The 20133-nt window shown below is 69.7% G+C and carries 23 protein-coding genes; 10 read left to right on the forward strand and 13 right to left on the reverse strand.

Annotated features, from left to right (window positions below; all coding sequences use genetic code 11):
* Positions 1-27: 27 nt before the first annotated feature.
* The 4 genes from NJ4_RS20060 to NJ4_RS25760 form a co-directional block, all read right to left on the reverse strand.
* Positions 28-993, reverse strand: a complete 966-nt coding sequence (locus NJ4_RS20060; protein WP_067439437.1) for a CPBP family intramembrane glutamic endopeptidase — start codon at positions 991-993, stop codon at positions 28-30.
* Positions 994-1007: 14 nt separating this feature from the next.
* Positions 1008-2534, reverse strand: coding sequence for a glutamate--tRNA ligase (gltX, locus tag NJ4_RS20065; protein ID WP_067439440.1), 1527 nt, complete (start codon positions 2532-2534; stop codon positions 1008-1010).
* On the reverse strand, positions 2535-3344 hold the full coding sequence (locus tag NJ4_RS20070) for a fumarylacetoacetate hydrolase family protein (RefSeq protein WP_067439445.1): 810 nt from the start codon (positions 3342-3344) through the stop codon (positions 2535-2537).
* Between the two features lie 103 nt (positions 3345-3447).
* Entirely contained in the window at positions 3448-3585 is a 138-nt protein-coding gene (locus NJ4_RS25760; RefSeq protein ID WP_157551243.1) for a hypothetical protein, read from the reverse strand.
* Positions 3586-3732: 147 nt separating this feature from the next.
* Here NJ4_RS25760 and NJ4_RS20075 point away from each other — a divergent pair, with 147 nt between their 5' ends.
* Positions 3733-4653 (forward strand): 3-methyladenine DNA glycosylase, encoded by a 921-nt coding sequence (locus NJ4_RS20075; protein WP_067439448.1) that lies wholly within the window; start codon positions 3733-3735, stop codon positions 4651-4653.
* Between the two features lie 35 nt (positions 4654-4688).
* Here NJ4_RS20075 and NJ4_RS20080 read toward each other — a convergent pair whose 3' ends face one another.
* The 3 genes from NJ4_RS20080 to NJ4_RS20090 all read right to left on the reverse strand — a co-directional run bounded on the left by NJ4_RS20080 (position 4689) and on the right by NJ4_RS20090 (position 6747).
* Entirely contained in the window at positions 4689-5840 is a 1152-nt protein-coding gene (locus NJ4_RS20080) for an RNA polymerase sigma factor (protein ID WP_067439451.1), read from the reverse strand.
* Entirely contained in the window at positions 5837-6250 is a 414-nt protein-coding gene (locus NJ4_RS20085; RefSeq protein ID WP_067439454.1) for a YciI family protein, read from the reverse strand. Before NJ4_RS20085 ends, NJ4_RS20080 begins: the two co-directional genes overlap by 4 nt.
* A gap of 113 nt (positions 6251-6363) precedes the next feature.
* Positions 6364-6747 (reverse strand): VOC family protein, encoded by a 384-nt coding sequence (locus NJ4_RS20090; protein WP_067439457.1) that lies wholly within the window; start codon positions 6745-6747, stop codon positions 6364-6366.
* 140 nt (positions 6748-6887) lie between these two features.
* Between NJ4_RS20090 and NJ4_RS20095 the strand changes: the two genes are divergently transcribed.
* Entirely contained in the window at positions 6888-8132 is a 1245-nt protein-coding gene (locus tag NJ4_RS20095) for an MFS transporter (protein ID WP_067439460.1), read from the forward strand.
* A gap of 220 nt (positions 8133-8352) precedes the next feature.
* Positions 8353-8628, forward strand: coding sequence for a DUF2087 domain-containing protein (locus NJ4_RS20100; protein ID WP_157551244.1), 276 nt, complete (start codon positions 8353-8355; stop codon positions 8626-8628).
* A gap of 8 nt (positions 8629-8636) precedes the next feature.
* Here the strand turns inward: NJ4_RS20100 and NJ4_RS20105 are convergent, their stop codons facing one another.
* From NJ4_RS20105 to NJ4_RS20115, 3 genes are read right to left on the reverse strand one after another with little or no spacing between them, the layout of a single operon-like run.
* Positions 8637-9248, reverse strand: a complete 612-nt coding sequence (locus NJ4_RS20105) for a pentapeptide repeat-containing protein (protein ID WP_067439463.1) — start codon at positions 9246-9248, stop codon at positions 8637-8639.
* Positions 9249-9265: 17 nt separating this feature from the next.
* A complete protein-coding gene (locus NJ4_RS20110; protein ID WP_067439466.1) occupies positions 9266-9676 on the reverse strand; it encodes a Rid family hydrolase in 411 nt (136 codons plus the stop codon).
* Positions 9660-10238 (reverse strand): TetR/AcrR family transcriptional regulator C-terminal domain-containing protein, encoded by a 579-nt coding sequence (locus tag NJ4_RS20115; RefSeq protein WP_067439470.1) that lies wholly within the window; start codon positions 10236-10238, stop codon positions 9660-9662. The genes NJ4_RS20110 and NJ4_RS20115 overlap by 17 nt, the downstream gene beginning before the upstream one ends.
* 205 nt (positions 10239-10443) lie before the next feature.
* Here NJ4_RS20115 and bioB point away from each other — a divergent pair, with 205 nt between their 5' ends.
* The 5 genes from bioB to NJ4_RS20140 all read left to right on the forward strand — a co-directional run bounded on the left by bioB (position 10444) and on the right by NJ4_RS20140 (position 15475).
* Entirely contained in the window at positions 10444-11508 is a 1065-nt protein-coding gene (bioB, locus tag NJ4_RS20120) for a biotin synthase BioB (protein ID WP_067439473.1), read from the forward strand.
* Positions 11505-12791 carry an adenosylmethionine--8-amino-7-oxononanoate transaminase gene (locus NJ4_RS20125; RefSeq protein ID WP_067439476.1) on the forward strand — a complete coding sequence of 429 codons (1287 nt, stop codon included), beginning with the start codon at positions 11505-11507 and terminating at the stop codon, positions 12789-12791. The genes bioB and NJ4_RS20125 overlap by 4 nt, the downstream gene beginning before the upstream one ends.
* Positions 12788-13912, forward strand: coding sequence for an 8-amino-7-oxononanoate synthase (locus tag NJ4_RS20130; RefSeq protein ID WP_067439479.1), 1125 nt, complete (start codon positions 12788-12790; stop codon positions 13910-13912). The genes NJ4_RS20125 and NJ4_RS20130 overlap by 4 nt, the downstream gene beginning before the upstream one ends.
* A complete protein-coding gene (gene bioD, locus NJ4_RS20135) occupies positions 13909-14601 on the forward strand; it encodes a dethiobiotin synthase (protein WP_067439482.1) in 693 nt (230 codons plus the stop codon). Before NJ4_RS20130 ends, bioD begins: the two co-directional genes overlap by 4 nt.
* A gap of 124 nt (positions 14602-14725) precedes the next feature.
* The gene (locus NJ4_RS20140; protein WP_067439485.1) at positions 14726-15475 is read left to right on the forward strand and encodes a hypothetical protein; all 750 of its coding nucleotides are present in this window, start codon (positions 14726-14728) and stop codon (positions 15473-15475) included.
* A gap of 81 nt (positions 15476-15556) precedes the next feature.
* Here NJ4_RS20140 and NJ4_RS20145 read toward each other — a convergent pair whose 3' ends face one another.
* Positions 15557-16087, reverse strand: coding sequence for an NADPH-dependent FMN reductase (locus NJ4_RS20145; protein ID WP_067439488.1), 531 nt, complete (start codon positions 16085-16087; stop codon positions 15557-15559).
* Between the two features lie 78 nt (positions 16088-16165).
* Here NJ4_RS20145 and NJ4_RS20150 point away from each other — a divergent pair, with 78 nt between their 5' ends.
* Positions 16166-16768, forward strand: coding sequence for a TetR/AcrR family transcriptional regulator (locus NJ4_RS20150; RefSeq protein WP_067439491.1), 603 nt, complete (start codon positions 16166-16168; stop codon positions 16766-16768).
* Between the two features lie 74 nt (positions 16769-16842).
* On the opposite strand, the gene cimA is transcribed toward NJ4_RS20150, so the two are convergent.
* Entirely contained in the window at positions 16843-18435 is a 1593-nt protein-coding gene (gene cimA, locus NJ4_RS20155; RefSeq protein ID WP_067439494.1) for a citramalate synthase, read from the reverse strand.
* A gap of 282 nt (positions 18436-18717) precedes the next feature.
* On the opposite strand from cimA, the gene NJ4_RS20160 reads away from it, so the two are divergent.
* A complete protein-coding gene (locus NJ4_RS20160) occupies positions 18718-19368 on the forward strand; it encodes a MerR family transcriptional regulator (RefSeq protein WP_067439497.1) in 651 nt (216 codons plus the stop codon).
* Between the two features lie 188 nt (positions 19369-19556).
* Here NJ4_RS20160 and NJ4_RS26065 read toward each other — a convergent pair.
* Positions 19557-20133 (reverse strand): hypothetical protein (locus tag NJ4_RS26065; RefSeq protein WP_169799300.1); only part of this gene is annotated, 577 nt, incomplete at its 5' end.

A 20133-nucleotide genomic window follows, 5' to 3' on the forward strand; every position in this document is an offset into this window, starting at 1 on the left:
CGGCTCACGGGGAACCGAGGAGAAACACTACACGCGACCCTGCGGAGCCGCCAAAACGGGACGCTCCGCGACCCGCGAGACGCCCATCGTGCGCGTCACCCAGAGCACGAGTCCGAGGTAGACCAGCGACTGTGTCAGCGTCACCGGAAGGCTCCACCACGTGCCGCCGGTGGGGTTCAGCGCGGAGCCGAAGTCGGAGAACATCAGCGCCATCGAGAACGCCAGCCAGTTGTTCAGCACGTGCATCGCGATGCCCGCCTCGAGGCCACCGGTGCGCACCACGAGGATGCCCGCCACGATCCCGAACGCGAGCCGGTCGACGAAGATAGGTGGGTCCTGGGCCCCGTGCGCCAACGCGAAGAGCACGGCCGGGCCGAGCACCGCAACGATCGTCGGGAAGTGCGCGCCGAAGAGCTGGGTCAGATATCCCCGGAAGGCATACTCCTCCCCCGCGGCCTGCAGCGGCGTGAGCAGGAGTACGACGAGGGCGAACTGCTTGGCCTGGGTGTCGAAGGCGTTCATCTCGCCCGAGATCTCCTGGCCGGACGAGTCGGGCATGAAGGAGCTCACCACGAGGGTGGCCAGGAGCGCCACGAACGAGAGGCCCAGGCAGATCAGGAAGAGCTTCCAGCGCATGCGTCCGAACACCGACGTCAGCCATCCCGGCCTGAGCCGGTGCAGCCACCAGGAGATCAGGAACGTCGCGGGGATCAGCGCCGCGAGGGTCAGGTTGAGGTAGGCCAGGCCGACCGGCGTCGGGTCGTCGAGGTCGAGCAGGTCCATGGCGTCGCTGCCGATGTCGGCGGAACCCGAGATCGCCACGCCGATCAGCACGAACACCTGCAGGACGCCCGGCACCACGATCAGCCCGATGACCACCAACAGCACGATGCCCAGCACGGATCGCCACCAACTGTGCGCGCCCGCGCGCTGCAGCTGGTGGTACTCGAGCGCCGGCGCCCGTTCAACGGGCGCGGGTGACGTCTCCCCCATCGTCGATCAGCCGCTCAGGCCAACGCGCTCTGCAGCCGCCCGAGACCGCGCTCGCGGCCGAGCAGCTCGAGCGACTCGAACAGGGGCGGGCTGATCCGCTTGCCGGTGATCGCGACCCGCACCGGTCCGAACGCGTTGCGCGGCTTGAGGCCGAGCTCGTCGATCAGCTTGGCGCGCAGCGTCTCCTCGATGCTGGCCGTGCTCCACGTCGTCAAACCCTCGAGTGCGTCGTACGAGGCCTGCACGACGGCCTTGCCGTCGTCGTTGAGCAGTTTGGCGACGTCGGCTTCGTCCCGGGTGAAGTCGGCCTCGTCGACGAAGAGGAAGCCGAGCATGTCGGGCACCTCGGCGAGCTTGTTGATCCGCTCGGCGACCAGCGGCATGGCCAGCTCGAGCAGCTTCGCGTCGGCGTCGTTGACCGGGTCGCTGACCACACCCTCCTTCTGGAGGAACGGGATCGAGCGGTGCGTGATGTCCTCGACCGTGAGCAACCGCATGTGGGAGCCGTTGATCGCCTCGCACTTCTTCAGGTCGAAGCGCGCCGGGTTCGGGTTCACGTCGCCGATCTCGAACGCCTTCACCATCTCCTCGAGGCTGAAGATGTCGCGGTCGGCCGCGATCGACCAGCCGAGCAGGGCCACGTAGTTTAGCAACCCCTCGGGCAGGAAGCCCTGGTCGCGGTAGAGCTCCATGTGCGCCTCGGGGTCGCGCTTGGAGAGCTTCTTGTTGCCCTCGCCCATGACGTAGGGCAGGTGGCCGAAACGGGGCGTACGGTCGGCGACGCCGATCTCCTTGAGCGCCTCGTAGAGCGCGACCTGGCGCGGGGTGCTGGAGAGCAGGTCCTCGCCGCGCAGCACGTGGGTGATCTTCATCAGCGCGTCGTCGACGGGCGCGACCAGCGTGTAGAGCGGGTCGCCGTTGGCGCGGGCCAGCGCGAAGTCGGGCACGAACTGGGTGTCGAACGTGATGTCACCGCGGACCAGGTCGTCGAAGGTGATCTCGCCCTCGGGCATGCGGAACCGCACCACGGACGTGCGGTCCTCGGCGCTGAACGCCGCCACCTGCTCGGTGGTCAGCTCGCGGCAGAAGCCGTCGTACCCCATCACCTTGGAGCCGCTGGCCTTGCGGCGCGCCTCGACCTCGTCGTTGGTGCAGAAGCAGTCGTACGTCGACCCGTGCTCACGCAGCCTGGCGAGCACGTCGGTGTAGATGTCGCTGCGCTCGGACTGGCGGTAGGGGCCGTAGTCGCCGCCCTTGAGCGGGCCCTCGTCCCAGTCGAGACCGAGCCACTGCATCAGGTCGATCAGCGAGTCGTAGGACTCGACGGTGTTGCGCGCCTTGTCGGTGTCTTCGATGCGGAACACGAACGTGCCGCCGAAGTGGCGGGCGAACGCCCAGTTGTAGAGCGCCGTGCGGGCCAGGCCGACGTGGGGGCTGCCGGTCGGCGACGGGGCCATGCGGACGCGGACCTGCTCGGGCTTGAGATCACCGAGGACGCGGTCGGTCGAGCCGTCGTTGTTGGTCGAGCTTGTCGAGACCATTTAGCGCTGTGCCACCTTGTTCGTGAGAGTGCCGATGCCGGCGATCGAGACCTCGACCTCGTCACCGACGTTCATGGGACCGACACCCTCGGGGGTGCCGGTGAGGATGACGTCGCCGGGCAGCAACGTCATGACGCTGGAGATGTGCGCGATCAGCGCGGGGATGTCGAAGATCATGTCCTTGGTCGAGCCGTTCTGCACCAGGTCACCGTTGAGGTGGGTCTGGATGCTGACCCCGTCGTTGAACGTCTGGGGGTCGAGGTCGGTCTCGATCCACGGGCCGATCGGGCAGAACGAGTCGAAGCCCTTGGCCCGGGTGAACTGCACGTCCTTCTTCTGCAGGTCGCGGGCGGTGACGTCGTTGGCGATCGTGTAGCCGTGAATCACGTCGGTGGCCTTCTCGACCGGCACGTCGCGACAGATCCGGCCGATCACGACCGCGAGCTCGCCCTCGTAGTGGACGTTCTCGCTCTGGCGCGGGTAGAAGATCGGGTCGCCAGGGCCGCACACGCTGGTGTTCGGCTTGAGGAACATCAGCGGCTCGTCGGGGACCTGACTGTCCATCTCGGCGGCATGGGCCGCGTAGTTCTTGCCGATCGCGACCACCTTGGAGCGCGGAAGCACCGGCGCCAGGAGGCGGACGTCGTCGAGCTTGTGCTCCTGCTGGAGCAGCTTGACGCCCACATAGAGCGGGTCACCGGCCAGCGCCACGATGACCGCGCCCTCCTCGGGCGTGCCGAACTCGTCGAGCTCGCCCGTCAGGACGCCGTACAGGGGGTCTTCGCCGGTGGTGAATCTGCAGATACGCACAGGGCCGAGCCTATCTGCCGTCCGTCACCCGGCCGAGTCGGCACGAGCCGACGCAGTGGAAGCCCCCGCACCCACTGCGTCGACTCGTGCGGACTCGGACGCGTCAGGAACGGATCAGGCGACCGCGCCTGGCCTGGAACTCACCGCTGGTCTCGGCGCGGCGGCGGCGTCGGGCGGCCTCGAGCTGCACGGTCAGGCGCCGTGCTGCTTCCTCGGGGCTGATGCGTCGTGCGGTGGCCATGCCCTACTCCGTTCGTCGCTATCTCTACACATACAGACTCCCCCGGAACCGATTTGGTTGCATCCACCCACGGGATTGTTTCGAGTACGACTTTGGTCGGGGTCCGCGTTTCGGGTTCCGGGCCCGGCCACACCTAGGATTTGAGCCGTGACCGACGTGCTGGAGGAGACGACGTGGCGGGCCCGGGCGGCCGCTCATGCGACGCGCCTGGCGCCGTACGTCGAGCCCCATCTGGCCCGCCGCGAGGCGCGGATCAAACACCCGGTGCACGACTTCCTCTTCACCTACTACTCCCAGCGACCGGCCCAGCTCATGCGTTGGCACCCCGGCTTCGGCACCGCCCTGTCCGGCGACGTCTCGGAGTACGCCGGCCTCAAGGGCTATCTGGGTGCCACCGTCTCGGGCGAGTACGTCGCCTCGCAGCGGCCGTTGATCCAGTCGCTTCACACACTGCTGACCGCCACCGCCTCGCGGTCTCCGACGCTGGGCTGCTTCGGCCTCCATGAATGGGCGATGGTCTACCGACTCACCGAGGACGAGACCCGGCACAAGGACTGGACCCTGCGCCTGGGCACCGCAGGAACCGATGACGTCGTGGAGTCCCACCGCATCACCTGCTCCCACTTCGACGCCTTCAGGTTCTTCACTCCTCCGGCCCGCGGGCTCAACCTGCTGCAGCCCGCCAGCGACGACCGGCCGGCGTACGAACAGCCCGGCTGCCTGCACGGCGGCATGGATCTCTACAAGCACGCATTCCGCCTGAGCCCGATGATCTGCTCCGACCTGGTGGCCGACGCGTTCGAGCTGGCCTGGGAGATCCGTGTCCTCGACATGCGTGCCGCGCCGTACGACATGACCGGCGAGGTGCTCGACCCGACCGGCCAGCCCTGGACCCCGGTGTGCATCGAGACCCCCGAGGGAAAGCAGGAGTACGCCGCGGCGCAGCGTGCATTCGCCGAGCGCGGTGCTCCCGTCCGGCAGCGGCTGATCCAGGAATGCGAGCGGTTGTTGGCTGCGTCGGCCGAGGTGGACGTCGACGATGCAGGATTTCACGCATCTGGTGCGTGAAATCCTGCATCGTCGAACGAGTCGCCGTCGGTCCCTCAGCGCGAGTGGTGCAGCCGCGCTGCCTGGCGGGTGAGGTGGTCGCGTTCGGCGGCGCTCGTGGCCAGGCGAGCGGCCTGTGCGTAGAGCTCCGCGGCATCGCCGAGCGACCCGGCCCGCTCGGTCAGGTGGGCGCGCACCGCGACCAGCCGGGGCAGGTCGGCGGGCAGCTCGTCGAGGGCACGCAGGGCGATCAGCGGCCCGTCGACCTCACCCACGGCGACCACACGGTTGAGTGCCACCACGGGACTGTCGGTCAGGTGCAGGAGCTCGTCGTACCACTCGAGGATCTGCGGCCAGTCTGTCTCGTCGGCGCGGGGGGCATCCGCGTGCAGGGCGGCGATCGCGGCCTGCGCCTGGTACTCCCCCAGCTGATCCTTCGCCAGCGCGGTCTGGAGGATCTCGACACCCTCGGCGATCAGGGTCGTGTCCCACAGCGAACGGTCCTGCTCGGCCAACGGCACCAACGACCCGTCGGCCGCACGGCGCGACGTACGCCGGGCATCGTGGAGCAGCATCAGGCTCAGCAGTCCGGCCACCTCGGGATCGTCGGAGGCCCGGGCCAGCTGTCGGGTCAGCCTGATCGCCTCGGCGGCCAGGTCGACCTCTCCGCCGTACCCCTCGTTGAAGATCAGGTAGAGCACCTTGAGCACCCGGCCCAGGTCGCCGAGCCGGGTGAGGCGGCGGTCGGAGACAGTGCGCTTGGCCCGGCTGATCCGTTGGGCCATCGTCGCCTCGGGCACCAGGTGGGCGACCGCGATCTGGCGGGTGGTCAGGCCACCGACGGCGCGCAGGGTCAACGCGATCGCCGCGGTCGGCGAGAGATCGGGGTGGCAGCAGAGGAACAGCAGCTGCAGCGTGTCGTCGGCGTTCTCGGTCTCACCCGGCTCGGGCTCGTCGTGGAACCTCTCCCCGCGCCGCCGCCGGGCGTCGGCCGAGCGCACCATGTCGACGTACTTGCGCCAGGCAACGGTGATCAACCACCCCTTGGGCTCGGCCGGGGCGTCGACGGGCCAGCGTTCGAAGGCCGAGAGGAGCGCCTCCTGCACGGTGTCCTCGGCCGCCGCGAAGTCTGCTCCGCGGCGGACGAGGACACCGAGCACCTGAGGGCCGAGCAGCTTGAGCCGCTCGTCGAGGTCGGGCACGGTCACTCGGTGACTGTCGGCGGCTCGTCCATGAACGGGCGCACCTCGAGCCACTCGTGGAGCGGCTGCCCGCCGGGGCCGGGAGCCGAGGACAGGATCGCGGCCACCTCGTAGGCACGCTCCTGTGAGTCCACGTCGATCGCCATCCAGCCGGCGATGAGGTCCTTGGTCTCCGCGAACGGCCCGTCGGTCACCGGCGGCTTGCCCTCGCCGTCGTACCGGACGAACGTGCCCTCGGGCGAGAGCGCCTGGGCGTCGACGAGCTCGCCGTTCTTCTCGAGCTCGTCGGCCAGGTCCCGCATGAACTGGATGTGGTCGGTGACCTCCTGGGGTGCCCACTGGTCCATCGGGACATCGCCGATCGGCATCCGCTCCGGGCCGCCGCGGTAGTGCTTGAGCAACAGGTACTTCGCCATGATGATCTCCTTGGATTTCGAGGTGCCCCCGTGGGCACCTTCACCCCCGGGACGGAGCCGTCGAGTGTTTCTCGACATGGGAGCGACAGTTTTTTTCAGAGCTTGACCGGCTCTCAGTTCCACGTCGTGGCGTGCGCGTCGAAGTCGCGCCCGGTCTGCACGGGCACCACGCAGAAGACCAACCCGCCGGGGTCGCGCAGGACGGCGTACGCCGCCTGGCGTTCGACAACGGTCGCGCCCGCAGCGACGAGCCGCGCGATCTCGGCGTCGACGTCGTCGGTCTCGATGTCGAGGTGCACGCGGGCCGGCGTGCCCTCGCCGGTGCGCTGCAGCTCGAGCATGATGCCGCCGCCGATCGGGTCGAGGCTGTCGTAGACCGGTTCGTCGCCGTCGGCTCGTCGAGTGGATCCGCGGGCCAGTGCCCAGAAGGCGGCCGAGCTCTCGAACCGGTCACGGGGGTGGTCGATCAGGACGACACCGATGCGGCTGCGATGCATGCCGTCGAACGTACCGCGAACGGCACGTCGAGGAATGGGCCCAGGCACACCGGAGTCGGTAGAATGAGCAGCGCACAGGGCTCTGGCGTACCTGATGGGCGGGAAGGTACGCACCCGTTTCGCGAACCCTGGAGCATCTCGTGTCAGCCCTCACCGGTTATCGACAACTCTTCGGCCTCACCGGCCCGACCTATGTCCTGGTCGGCTTCCTGGCCCGCATCCCCCTGGCGATGAGCCAGCTCGGCGTCCTGCTGCTGATCGCCGGCACCACCGACAGTTACGGCGCCGGCGGTGCCTGTGCCGGTGCGCTCGCCGTCGCCAATGCAATCGGTGCTCCCGGCTGGGGAACCCTGGCCGACCGGATCGGCCAGCGCCCCGTCGTCCTGGTGCAGTCACTGGCCGGCGCCACTGGGTTGGCCGGGCTCCTGGTCGTCGCGCACAGCGACCTGCCCTGGGTCTGGGCAGCGGCAGCCAGCGCGGTGACCGGGCTGCTGCTTCCCCAGGTCGGCCCGATGGCGCGGGTGCGCTGGCGGCCGATCACCACGGGTCACGAGCACCAGGCCAAGCTGGTCGACGTCGCCTTCTCCTACGAGGGCGCCGCCGACGAGGCCTCCTTCGTCATCGGCCCCGCACTCATCGGCCTCGGGGTCTCCCTGGCCAGCCCGACGTTCGCGTTGGCGTCCGCGGCCGTCGTACTGGCGGTGTTCGGGGCGTGCTTCGCGTTGCACCCGACCGCGCGTCAGGCCCACGTCGCCCACGCGACCACCGGCGCCGGCATGGTCCGGCTGCTCACCCCCGCGCTCCTGGTGCTCTGTGCATCGCAGATGCTGATCGGCTCGGTGTTCGGCTCCGTGCAGACCGGCACGTCGGTGCTGGCCACCGACGCCGGCCACCCGGGCCTGACCGGCTACTTCCATGCCCTGCTCGGGGTCGGCAGCGTCATCGCCGGCCTGTCCATGGCCGCCCTGCCCGCCCGGTTCGGACTGCCGGCACGGCTGCGGTGGTTCGCCGTCGCCCTGTTCGTGCTGGCCGTGCCGCTGCTGCTGGCCGACTCGCTGCTCGCGCTGGCGCCGGTGCTGTTGGTTCTCGGCGTGAGCATCGCTCCCTACATGATCACGACGTTCATGCTCGGGGAGCGGATCACCCATCCCTCACGGATCGGCGCTGCGATGACGCTGCTGGCTGCCGCCACCGGGCTGGGCTACGCGATCGGCGCTGCCATCGCCGGCCAACTCGCCGACTGGGGCGGTCAGACCCCGGCGTTCGCGGTCACGGTCGCGGCCGGCTTCGTCGCGCTGGTCGTGTCCTGGGGTGGGCGGCCGGTGCTCGAGCGCGCGGCCGCAGCGGCCGCACCCGCGCCGGCGTACGACGTCGAGCCGGTCTGACGCTGAGCCAGGCGCGCCCCGACCCCGGGCGTCAGACTGCTCGGACTGCGCTCGGCGCGTCCATGCCCCCGACGCGGGGCTTGATCGGCGTGAGTGCACGATCCGTGTCGAGTTCTGCGGGAGAGTCCGACACGGATCGTGCACTCAAGCTTGGATCCATCGATTCGCCCCGACCTGAAACCACTGGAACGTGCCCCTGCCACGCACTAGGTTCGAGGGTGTGGACAGCACGGACGCCAAGGTTCTCGGGAGCTTCCTCACCGTCGACGGGCGGTTGCACACCATCCCGTCCAAACGGGCCAAGCTGCTCGTGGTCCTCGACCACCTGGCCCAGTCGTTCGAGCTCGGCCAGACCTACCCCGAGACCGAGGTGAACCGGATCCTGCGAGGCTTCCACCCGGATGTGGCTGCGTTGCGTCGCTACCTGGTCGACGACCAGTTCCTCACCCGCGACGGTGGCATCTACTGGCGATCCGGCGGAACCGTCGACATCTGAGCCCAGGGTCAGAGCGTGGTGGCGTCCACGTCGGCGCCGTGCAGCTCGGCGAGCATGACCGCCCCGGCCAGGTCGAGCTTCGTCCGCCGCAGGTGGGCCGCGGCGAGGTCGACCCGCTCGAGCGAGGCTCCGCGCAGGTCGGCACTCGACAGCTTCGCCTCACGCAGGTTGGCGCCGTCGAGCTGGGTGCCGCGCAGCACTGCGCCGGTGAGGTCGCTCAAGGACAGGTCGGCCTCACGCAGGTCGAGGCCCGAGAGGTCCAGCTTGCTGAGGTTGAGCCCACGCATCGTGACGCCACGCCACTGGCCGCCGACCACCTTGATCGGGCGCACGGTGCAGTCGACGAAGACCGAGCCGATCATCTTGCAGCCCTCGAAGGTGGCGTCGAAGAAGCTGGTGCGCGCGAAGTCACAAGCCACGAACGCCGTGTGCCGGTGAGTGCTGGCATTGAACCGACTGTTGGCGAACGTGCACTGGTCGAACGTGGCCCCCGACGTGGCGACCTCGCTGAAGTCCATGTCACTGAACGAGCAGCGGACGAACCGGGCGGAGCCGAGATCCTCGGCGTACCAGTCCTCGTTGCTGTAGTGGACGCCGGCGTTCTCGATCGTCTCGGTCATCGCGCCACCGTAGCTGTTCAATCGACGACGGCAGCGACCGCTTCGACCTCGACGAGCTGGTCGGGATAGCCGAGCACGGAGACGCCGAGCAGGGTGCTTGGTACGTCGTGCGGGCCGAACGCAGCGGCCACCACCTCCCAGGCTGCGACCAGGTCGCTGCGTTCTGTGGAAGCCACCAGGACGCGGGTGCTGATCACGTCGGTGAGTCTGGCGTCGGCGACCGCCAGAGCCTGCTGCAGGTTCTCGATGCACCGCGCAGCCTGGCCCGCCACATCGCCGACAGCAACCGTCGAACCGTCGTCGCCGATCGGACAGCTGCCGGCGAGGAAGATCATGCGCGCCCCGGCCGGGGCTGTGGCTGCGTAGGCATACGGCGCAGCGGCCAGGCCGGGCGCGCGGATCAGTCGGACGTCAGTGTGCTCGGCCATCGCTCAGCCTTTCCGCGGACCGGGAGCGGATGCCGTCGAGGATCAGGGCGAGACCCAGCTCGAAGTCCGACGCCTCGCGGGGCTGGTCGTCGATCGCGCCGGCGCTGCTGGCCTGCAGGTGGGTCTGCTCCTGGATGGCGTGGCCGAACACGAAGTGGAGAACGGTGCTGACCGCCACCGGGAGCAGGTCGTCGGGCAACCCTGCCGCGTCGTACGCCGACGCGAGCTCGGTGTCGGGAGTGACGGCCCCCAGGCCGAACGCGTGCGCCGTGGCAACCAGCTCGGCACCGTCGCGGTAGGCCAGCATGGCGTCGCGCAGCTCGCGGCTGATCGCGGTGACCTGCTCGTCCCAGGCGCCCTCGACCCGTGGCCTGGCACCGCGGTGCAGGATCTCGTCGGCCAGTGCGGCCAACAGCGTCTGCTTGTTGGCGAAGTGGTGGTAGAGCGCGCTCGGTTGCACACCGAGCTCGCTGCCCAGCCGGCGCATGGAGAGGTCCGCAAGACCATAGGCATCGAGCACGTCGAGCGCCTTGGCCACGATGTCCGCCCTGCGATAGGCCACGTTCCACCTCTCCTGACGGTCGTCGGAATGACTCGACCCTAGGCCATCGACCTTCCGCGCGACGCGGGGCACACGGCACCTCCGACGCAGGACGCGCTTCCACCCGGGGTGGGTTGGCGCTGGCCGGCGACGACCCTTAACCTGAACACCATTCAGTTTTCCTGAACACCGTTCAGGTTCCGATCGAGTCCAGGAGAAGCCCCGCATGACGACGACCTTCGATGAGCTCGCCGACCGGATCCTCGCCGGGGGCGCCGCCGCCTCCGAGACCGACGCCCTGGCCGTGCTGCGAGCGCCCGACACGGCTGTCCTGTCGGCCGTGGCTGCCGCGGCCCGACTGCGCCGTGAGCACTTCGCCAACACGGTCAAGGTCAACTACCTGGTCAACCTCAAGTCCGGTCTGTGCCCGGAGAACTGCAACTACTGCTCCCAGGCCCTGGGGTCGCAGGCACCGATCCTGAAGTACTCCTGGCTCACGAAGGACGAGACCCTCGAGCAGGCCGGCGCCGGCCTGCGTGGCGGGGCGACCCGCGTGTGCATGGTCTCGTCCGGTCGCGGACCCTCCGATCGCGACATCGACAAGGTCGTGGAGATGACCGAGGCCCTCAAGGACCAGCACGAAGGCGTCGAGGTCTGCGCCTGCCTCGGGTTGCTGAAGGACGGGCAGGCCGATCGCCTCAAGGCAGCGGGCGTCGACGCCTACAACCACAACATCAACACCGCCGAGAGCAACCACGACAACATCGTCCAGACCCACACGTACGACGACCGCACGGACACCATCGACAAGGCGAAGTCCGCCGGTCTCTCACCGTGCTCGGGACTGATCGCCGGACTCGGCGAGAGCGACGAGCAGCTGGTCGAGGCACTCTTCGCACTCCGGGCCCTCGAGGCCGACTCGATCCCGATCAACTTCCTGATGCCGTTCGACGGCACGCCCTACGAGAACACGTGGGAGCTCTCCCCCCTGCGATGCCTGCGCATCCTGACCATGGCTCGTTTCGTGTGCCCCGACAAGGAGATCCGCATCGCCGCCGGCCGCGAGATGCACCTCCGCTCGCTCCAGGCCGTGGCTCTCCACGTGGCCAACTCGATCTTCCTCGGCGACTACCTCACCTCCGAGGGCCAGGACGCCAAGGCCGACTTGGAGATGCTGCGCGACAACGGATTCGTGGTGCTCGGCTCCGAGGAGGCCGACGACGCCGGCACCGCGCAGGATCCCGTCATCCGGCACCGCGGCGCCGGCACCGAGGCCCCCGCCAACGCATGACCACCTCGCCCGCCACCGCCCTGCTCGCCTATGACCGCGAGCACCTCTGGCATCCCTACACGTCGATGACCGACCCGGCGCCGACGCGCCTGGTCAGCGGTGCGGACGGCGTACGACTCACGCTCGACGGCGCGGACGTGATCGACGCCATGAGCTCGTGGTGGTCAGCGATCCACGGCTACCGTCACCCCGTCCTCGACGCGGCAATCGCCAACCAGGCAAGGGAATTCACCCATGTCATGTTTGGCGGCCTGACTCACGAACCGGCCGTCGAGTTGGCCCGCCGACTCGTCGACCTCACCCCCGACCCCTTGCAGCACGTCTTCCTGGCCGACTCCGGGTCCGTCAGCGTCGAGGTCGCGCTGAAGATGGCGCTCCAGCACCAGCGCGGCATCGGCCGGCCGGAGCGCACCCGCTTCCTGACCGTCCTCGGCGGCTATCACGGCGACACCTGCGGCTGCATGGGCGTCTGTGACCCGGTCGGCGGCATGCACTCCATGTTCACCGGGCTGCTCCCCCGGCACGTCTTCGGCCAGAGACCACCACCGCCCGGCGGTGACGTCGACACCTGGGCAGCGGGATTCGACGCGCTGGCAGACGAGCACGCACCCGAGCTCGCCGGGATCGTGGTCGAGCCGCTGCTGCAGGGCGCCGGTGGCATGCACCCCTACGACCCCGAGTGCCTGCGGGTGATGCGCGACGTGGCCGACCGACACGGCCTCGTCCTGATCTTCGACGAGATCGCCACCGGCTTCGGTCGCACCGGGCACCTCGTCGTCTCCGGCAGCGGCGACCATGGCGTGACCCCCGACATCCTCTGCCTGGGCAAGGCACTGACCGGCGGCTACCTGACCCTGGCCGCCACCCTGTGCACACCGGCGATCGCCGCCGGCATCTCGGCCAGCGAGTCGGGCGTGCTCATGCACGGGCCGACCTTCATGGGCAATCCGCTGGCCTGTGCGGTGGCTGCCGCCTCCATCGACCTGCTGCTCGATCGCGGGTGGGAGCAGGACGTGACCCGGATCAACACCGGCCTCAACCGGGGGCTGTCTCCCCTGCGCCAGCAGCCCGGCGTCTCCGACGTCCGCACACTCGGCGCCGTGGGCGTCGTCCAGCTCGACCACCCGGTCGACGTGGCCGCGGCAACCGAGGCCGCCCTGGCGAGCGGAGTGTGGGTGCGCCCCTTCCGGGACCTGATCTACACGATGCCTCCCTACATCTCGACCGACGTGGACGTCGCCGAGATCTGCGCAGCGATCGGAGCGGCGGTGAGGGCCGGATGACGCGCTGGACGGAGTGGCTGTCGACGCAGGCGGCGGACCGCGAGAGCAAGAATCTGACCCGAATCCTCAACCCACGCAGGACGGACGACGACGTCATCGACCTCGCCGGCAACGACTATCTCGGGTTGTCCCGCCACCCGGCCGTGTCTGGCGCAGCCGCTGCCGCGGCCATCGCCTGGGGCGCCGGCTCGGGCGCCTCACGCTTGGTCACCGGCACGCTGGAGCTCCACCAGGAGCTGGAGCGGGAGCTGGCCGCCTTCCTGGGGTGGCCCGATGCGCTCGTGTTCTCCACCGGCTACCACGCCAACCTCTCAGTGGTCACCGCGCTGGCCGACCGGGACGCCCTGATCGTCTCCGACGCCCACATCCACGCCTCTCTCATCGACGCCGCCCGACTGTCGCGGGCCGAGATCGTGGTGACGCCGCACAACGACGTCGAGGCGGTACGCCGTGCCCTCGGCGCCGCCGGCGACCGCCGCACCCTGGTGCTCGCCGAGTCGGTCTACTCCGTGCTCGGCGACGCCGCCCCGTTGCGCGCGCTGGCGAACGCCTGTGTCGACCACGATGCACTGCTGGTCGTCGACGAGGCCCACGGGCTGGGCGTGGTCGGGGTCGGCGGTCACGGGCTGGTCCGCGAGCTGGGCCTGGCCGGGCACCCCCACGTCGTGGTTGCGGCAACCCTGTCCAAGGCCCTTGGCGCCCAGGGCGGTGCAGTGCTGGGTCCGCGTGCCCTCCTCCACCACCTGGTCAACCGGGCCCGCCCCTTCATCTTCGACACCGCCCTGGCACCGTCCCCGACGGCGGGCGCCCTGGCCGCGCTACGCATCCTGGTCGACGAGCCCGAGCTGCCCGACGTGATCCACCGCCGGGTCGGCGTACTCGGCCGCGCCCTCGGGGTCGGTCTCCCGGCCGGGGCGGTGCTCTCGATCCCGATGCCCTCACCGCAGACGGCCTTGGCCGCACAGGCCACCTGCCTCGAGGAGGGCATCAGGGTCGGCTGCTTCCGGCCTCCGTCCGTGCCCGACGGCGTCTCGCGCCTGCGGATCACCTGCAACGCGGGGGTCTCGGCCAGCGACTGGCAGCGGGCCACCGACACCATCGTGAAGGTCGTGTCCGGATGAGCGGCCGGATCGTCGTGGTCACCGGCACCGACACCGGCGTGGGAAAGACGATCGCCACCGCCGCCCTCGCCGTACGAATCCGACACGACGGCCACGATCACGACCAGGTGACCGTGGTGAAGCCTGTGCAGACCGGGATCGACCCTCAGGCCCCCTGCGATCCTGCGGACGCCACCGAGGTGCACCGGCTGACCGGTTGCCGAGTTCACGAGTTCACCTGCCTTGCGGCTCCGCTCGCCCCCGACACCGCCGCCCGCATCCAGGGCACCCGGCTGCCCGTCGTGGCCGAGCATGCCGCGCGGATCCGGGAGCTCGCTCGCCGCCACCGCACCGTGATCGTCGAGGGCGCCGGCGGAGTGCTCGTGCGTCTCGACGCCGAGGGCGGCACGGTGCTCGACCTGGCCGAGCAGCTGGATGCCGAGGTGTACGTCGTCAGTCGCGCCGGGCTCGGCACCCTCAACCACACCGAGCTCACCGTCGACGCCCTTCGCGCGCGTGGTCTGGAGCCGACCGGCCTGGTCATCGGGGCCTGGCCCGACGCGCCCGGGTTGGCCGAGCGCACGAATCGCGAGGACCTGCCTCGGGTGACCGGCGTCCCCGTGCTCGGCGTACTCCCGCAGGGCGCCGGCGCCCTGGGACGTGAGGCGTTCTGTGCCGCCGCTCCCGACTGGTTCACCGACGCTCCCTGAGCCGGCCCGTCCGGTCGCATCGACCGGCCCGTCGGGCGGCACCGGCGTTGGCCGGTGTCAGGATTGGGGCGCGCGCGGGAAGGGTAGGAACCTCCGCGCACACCCGCCGAATCCGAGGAGCACCATGCGTTCATCCGTCCGGGCCACCCTGCGTCGCCAGACGGCAACGACCGTCGGCGTGCTGGTGCTGCTGACTGGCGGCGTGTTGTCCGGCTGCGATGCGGACGACCAGTCGCGGGCCGTGGCGGGCGATCCTGCGGCCCGGTCGACGGGGTCGCCCACCGGCGAGCCCTCGGATCCCTCCAGCACCGAGCTCCCGGATCCTCCCGAACCGCTCGATCCCCCGAGCGACAGCACCTCCCCGACGCAGCCGGAGACCACGACACCGTCCGAGCCCGAGACCACGACTCCCGCCGGCGCACGCATCACCGCCGCGGAGTACGAGGACGACTGGCACTTCAAGCTCGGTGACACCGAGCTCGACGCGAAGCACGTGCGGGGCACCGACTACGCCACCTGCAAGAAGCTCGAGGTGTCGGGCTCTCTGACGTCGCGCGGATGCAGGTACGGCGTCAAGGTCACCTACCAGGCCAAGCGCGGCAAGGTCGTGATCACGAACATGGTCATGGAGATGTCGAGCGAGGCGAAGGCCACCGCGTTCTCCAACGACAAGACGCTGACCGACAACGACTTCAACTACCAGAAGAAGGACGTCGCCCCCGGTTTCGACAAGGGCCAGTGGCGGGCCCGCAGCGCCGGGAAGTACGTCGTGTTCACCGTCTGCACGGGCACGTCGGGAATCACCCAGAAGCAGGTCAAGAACTACCTGCACTACGTCAACGCTGACTTCACCGCCGCGCTGCTCTGGCGCTGACCCCGGTCGGGACACTCCCTGACGTTCCGGTCCTCAACAGAACGGGATCGTCAGGGAGCATCGCCACGACCGACGGAAACGTCAGCTGGCGTCGGCCAGGGTCTGCACGGCGCCGAGCAGCTTCGCGACCACCTCGTCGTCGGCCAGGATGTCGCCCTCCATCGCGGACTGCGAGACGACGACGTCCTCGATCACCTTGGCACCGGCGATGGTGGCCGAGTGGCGGGCGTGCTCGTGGGCCCACTTGCCGCCGTATGGCGTGGGCGTGGCACCGACGACCGCGAACGGCTTGCCGACCACGGCACCGGTGCCGTACGGGCGGGAAAGCCAGTCGATCGCGTTGTTCAGCACGGCCGGCATGGTGCCGTTGTACTCCGGGGTCACGACCAGCACGCGGTCGGCCTCGGCCACGGTCTTGCGCAGCTGGGTGGCGGACTCGGGGGCGCTCTCGCCGTCGATGTCCTCGTTGTAGAACGGGATCTCGCCGAGGCCCTCGGCGATGTCGATCGTGACGCCGGCCGGGGCCTGGGCCTTCAGCGTCTCGGCGATGCGGCGGTTCAGCGAGTCGGCGCGGAGGCTGCCGACGAGGACGACTACGCGGGTGTCAGACATGGAATCTCCTGTAGGTGGGGGTGAGGGCTTCCGGGAAAGGTAAGCGGACCGCGGTCCGGTTTATTCCGAGCGCCTAGGATGACGGTTGTGACCCCGCCCACGGAGCTGCCGCTGCTCGGCCAGCCGGCGCCCGAACGCCGCGACGCCGCGCGCAATCGCGACGCCGTGCTCAACGCCGCGCTGCGACTGGTCAAGGCCGACGGCGCCTGCGCGGTCACGATGGAGAAGGTCGCCGAGGCCGCCGGGGTCGGCAAGGGCACCGTGTTCAGGCGCTTCGAGAGCCGGGCCGGCCTGATGGGCGCGGTGCTCGACCACTCGGAGTCGGCCTGGCAGAACGCCGTCATCTCCGGTCCGCCGCCGCTCGGGCCCGGCGCTCCCCCGCTCGAGCGACTCCAGGCCTTCGGCCGTTCCCGCCTCGAGCTGAACCTGCGCCACGCCGACCTCATCGAGGCAGCGATCTCCTCCTACGGCAGGTCGTACGCCGCCTACTCGTTCGCGGCCATGCACGTGCGCCACCTGCTCACCGAGCTCGGCGTCACCGGCGACCTCTACCTCTTGACCACCGCAGTCCTGGCTCCCCTCGAGCCCGAGATCCTGCGCCAGCACCGCTCCGAGGGTGTTGCCGAGGAGCGCATCGTGGCCGGCTGGGACGACCTGGTCCGGCGCATCCTGGCCGGCTGACCGGGACGCAGGGCCGGGGGCCGGGACGCAGGGCCGGAACGCGCGTCAGGCTCGAGGCTCAGCGGGAAGCAGGCTCAGACGTGGTGCCGCCGCAGGCCGAAGGTGAGGCCGTCGACGAGCGCGCCCCACGACGCCTCGATCACGTTGTGCCCGACGCCGACGGTGACCCACGACGACTCGCCGTCCGAGGTCTCGATCAGCACCCGGGTGGTGGCGTCGGTGCCGTGGCCCTGGTCGAAGATGCGCACCTTGTAGTCGATCAGCTCGAACTTGGCGACCTCCGGATAGGCCTGGCCGATCGCCTGGCGCAGTGCGTGGTCCAGCGCATTGACCGGGCCGTTGCCCTCGCCGGTCACCACGAAGCGCTCGCCGCCGGCGCGCAGCTTCACCGTTGCCTCGGAGACCGCCTCCTCGCCCGGCTCCGGGTGGGCCAGGGTCTCGGTGATCACCCGCCACGACTCCACCGAGAAGTACGACGGCCGCGTGCCCTCCGCCTCCTCGACCAGCAACAGCTCGAAGGACGCGTCCGCGGCCTCGAACGTGTAGCCGCGGGACTCCATCTGCTTGACCCGGTTGGTCAGTCGCGTGACGAGGTCCTTGTCGCCGGAGAGGTCATAGCCGAGCTGCTTGCCCTTGAGCTCGATCGATGCCCGCCCGGCCATGTCGGAGACCAGCAGTCGCATGTCGTTGCCGACCTGCACCGGGTCGAGGTGCTGGTAGAGGTTGGGGTCGACCTTGATCGCCGAGGCGTGCAGGCCGGCCTTGTGCGCGAACGCCGAGGTGCCGACATAGGGCTGACGGGAGGCCGGCGGGAAGTTGGTGATGTCGGCGACGGCGTGCGCGATGCGAGTGGACTCGGCGAGCGCGCCCTCGGGCAGCACCTGCTGCTCCAGCTTGAGCTCCAGGTTGGCCACCACGGTGACCAGGTCAGCGTTGCCGGTGCGTTCGCCGTACCCGTTCATGCAGCCCTGCACGTGGGTGGCGCCGGCCTGCACGGCCGCGATCGAGTTGGCCACCGCACACCCGGTGTCGTTGTGGGCGTGGATGCCGACCCGGCCCCCGGTCGACTCGATCACGTCGGCCACGATCTCGCCGACCCAGTGCGGCAGCATGCCGCCGTTGGTGTCGCACAACGCGATCACCTCGGCGCCCGCGTCGTACGCCGTGCTCAGCACCTCGAGTGCATAGGAGCGGTCGAGACGGAAGCCGTCGAAGAAGTGCTCGGCGTCGAGGAAGACCCGCTGCCCCTCGGCATGCAGGTGGGCGACCGAGTCACGCACCATCGCCAGGTTCTCCTCGAGCGTGGTGCGCAGGGCGAGCTCGACGTGACGCGTGTGTGACTTGGCGACCAGCGTGACGTAGGGGGCGCGGCTGTCACGCAACGCGGCGACCTGCGGGTCGTCGGCCGCGGCGACGCCTGCCTTGCGGGTCGCTCCGAAGGCGGCCAGCGTGGCGTGGCGCAGCTGCAGCTCCTCGGCGGCCCGACGGAAGAACTCGGTGTCCTTCGGGTTGGCGCCCGGCCACCCGCCCTCGATGAAGCCGACCCCCAGCTCGTCGAGCAGCCGGGCGATGTTGAGCTTGTCGGCGACCGACAGGTTCAGGCCTTCCTGCTGGGCGCCGTCGCGCATGGTGGTGTCGTAGACGTGGAAGGCCCCTTGGAGGTCCATCGGTGTCATCTCGCTTCGATCGGCTGGGTACTGGTGTGTGGCAACAAGGCTGTGGCAACAAAAAAACCTCCCGGGGCACGAGAGGTTGGCGCATCAGGGTTGCTGATGCGCTAGTCGATAATGCTCACGAATCGCTGCACGCGCTCAGTTTGCCACGGCGGACGCGGTTGCGCGGGGGGCGTCTCGCGATCCGACCTTCCGATTCTTCTGCGGAGCACCCGGTCCCCAACCTAGGCTGAGCCGAAAGAACAGTCGCTCCATCGTGAAGGAACACCCCAGCCCATGCGGATCAGCAAGCTCAGCGAGCGCGCAGGACTGCCCGTCGGCACCGTCAAGTTCTACCTCCGTTCCGGCCTGCTGCACTCCGGGCGCGCGACCAGCGCCACCCAGGCCCTGTACGACGAGACGCACCTCGACCGGCTTCGCCTGATTCGCGCACTGCTCGAGGTCGGCAGACTCTCGCTCGCGGAAATCCACGAGATCCTCGACGCGGCCCACCTGCCGGGCACCGACACCGAGACCCGGGTGGCGCGCGTGCAGCAGGCGATCGCCACGTCGGCGGCCGGAGCCCACGAGCCCACGGACGTCGCGCAGGCCCAGGCCCTGGTGACCGGGTTCGGCTGGCAGGTCGCCACGGAGTCCCCCAACCTGTCGGCCCTGGCCCGCGCGTTGCGGGCCGCCGACTCGGTCGGCTTCACCATCGATGACGATCACCTGCAGGCGTACGCCGACGCGGCGGCGCGCCTGGCACACCGCGACCGCGAGGCCTTGGATGCGGCGCCGGCCGATCAGCTGCCCACCGTCGCGGCATCCTCCGTGCTGCTCGACCAGGTGCTGATCGCGCTGCACCGTCTCGCGGCCGAGACCCGGACGACGGTCACGAGCACGAGGGGCGCGCTGCCCAAGCCGCGGCGGCCGGTCCCGGTGCGCTGACCCCGTCGCGACGAGACGCCGTGGGCTGACCAGCGCCTCGAGCCTGCTGCCGTTCCGCTGTGAATGACCAGCCGCTCTGAGTGAACGGCTGTTCGACGACTGCCTGGCACAAACGTTCATTCGGAGCGGAAACAGGCAGGTGCCGAGCGCCACGACACACCGGGGATCCTGACAGCGGGAGTCAGGGCTCAGAGGTGGCGGCCCAGCCAGGTGTCCGATGCCCAGGGCGAGCCGTCGAACGGTGCCCAGAACGGATCAGCCTGCATCGCCCACGACACCATGCCCGAGGCCAGGGCGACCATGACCAGCACGACCAGGAGCCACGGCACGGGCGACGTCGCAAGCGGCAACCCCATCCGTCGCACGGGCGAACGCAACCGCGAGCTGCCCGGCCCGGTCCAGATCGTCACGGCGAGCACCACTCCGGAGACACCGAGCGTCACGACGTCGTCGACCTTGAGCGCGACCAGCACCAGACCGATGCAGGCCACGATCAGGGCGGTCCAGGCCAGCAGCATGACCGTGGCCGGCAACGAGACCAGGAAGTGCCACGGGGCGGCGATCACGTTGAGGACGCCGTCGTACCACTTGGCGCCGCGCCGGCCCCGACGCCCGGTGGCTGCGCTGGCCGAGAGCGACAGGCTGCGCAGCACGACTGTCACTGCCGCGATCGACACACTCAGCACGTAGGGCGCCAGCACCAGACCGGCCGCGACGACGGCGAGCAGGGCGCCACCGAGCACCCAGCGGCGCGCGCGTTCGGTC

The sequence above is a fragment of the Nocardioides jensenii JCM 1364 = NBRC 14755 genome, assembly GCF_001552535.1.
GTDB lineage: Bacteria > Actinomycetota > Actinomycetes > Propionibacteriales > Nocardioidaceae > Nocardioides > Nocardioides jensenii.